This window comes from Rhizobium sp. No.120 (assembly GCF_054558365.1).
The window spans coordinates 1-1,112 of the sequence record NZ_BAAJNQ010000053.1 but is presented as its reverse complement, the minus strand read 5'-3'; the positions used below and the strand labels follow the sequence as shown (position 1 = coordinate 1,112).

General features: G+C 59.5%; 2 protein-coding genes. Both read left to right on the top strand.

Features of this window, described 5'->3' with window-relative positions; genetic code table 11:
• A partial coding sequence (locus ACYJRZ_RS31895) for a phenylacetate--CoA ligase family protein (protein WP_459465527.1) occupies nt 1-339 on the top strand: 339 nt, incomplete at its 5' end.
• A 97-nt stretch (nt 340-436) separates the two neighbouring features.
• On the top strand, nt 437-1,033 hold the full coding sequence (locus ACYJRZ_RS31890) for a TetR/AcrR family transcriptional regulator (protein WP_459465525.1): 597 nt from the start codon (nt 437-439) through the stop codon (nt 1,031-1,033).
• The last annotated feature ends 79 nt before the right edge of the window (nt 1,034-1,112 follow it).

Below are 1,112 nucleotides of genomic sequence, written 5' to 3'. Positions count from 1 at the left end.
GCAAGGGTGACGGGGCGCTGCGACGACATGATGATCCTGCGTGGCGTCAACGTCTTTCCGACGCAGATCGAGGAGCAGATCCTCAAATGCCGGGGGCTTGCACCGCACTTCCAGATCGAACTGACACGGGCTGGCCGCATGGACACCATGACCGTTCATGTCGAATCTACGCTGGAAGCGGCAGACGAGGGCGCGCGAAACGTTTCGGCAAGCGAGCTTACCCATCATATCAAAAGCGTGATCGGCGTCTCCACGAAGATTTTCGTCCACGCGCCGGGCGGCGTTGCCCGCTCGGAAGGAAAAGCAAAGCGGGTCGTCGACAACCGCCCGAAAGAATGAAACGCCGGGATAGTCCGGCACCGGTATGACTGTGGTATAGGGAGGGCGACCGTCCTTCCACCAGGTCAAGACCCCGGAATGAGCAGAGCAGGATCATATGGCACGCACGCGCGCAGTCGACTTCGAGGAAAAACAGCGTGGCATCCTGGCGAGTGCCGCGGCCGTATTCGCCGAGGTGGGCATGGAGAAGGCTTCCATGTCGATGATCGCTTCGCATGGCAATGTCTCGAAAGCCCTGCTCTATCACTACTATCCCGGCAAGGACGCGCTGATCTTCGACATCGTGCAAACGCATCTGACGGAGCTCGAAGGCGCGATCGACGCAGCCGACCGAACCGATGTGACGCCACAGGAGCGGCTGCGCCTGCTGGTGAAAGCCGTGTTGAAGAGTTATGAGGGACGGGACAACGAGCACAAGGTGCAGCTCAACGGCACGCATGCGCTATCGCAGGAACAGCTGGCGGAATTGCGGACGATCGAGCGGCGCATCGTCAAGCGCTTTTCCAGTGTCATCGAGGACCTCAATCCGGATCTCAACAAGGACAGGCCGTTGTTGATGCCGGTCACCATGTCGCTCTTCGGCATGATGAACTGGGTCTATATGTGGTTCCGGCCAAACGGACCGATCAGCCGCGACGAATATGCCGACATTGCCACCACTCTCATCCTGGAAGGGGTCAAGGCCGTCCGTTGATGTCACGCGCCAGTCGTCGCGCGTCAGTCGTCGCGCCTCAATCGCCAAGCTTCATCCGCTCGAGAATAAGCGGATCATA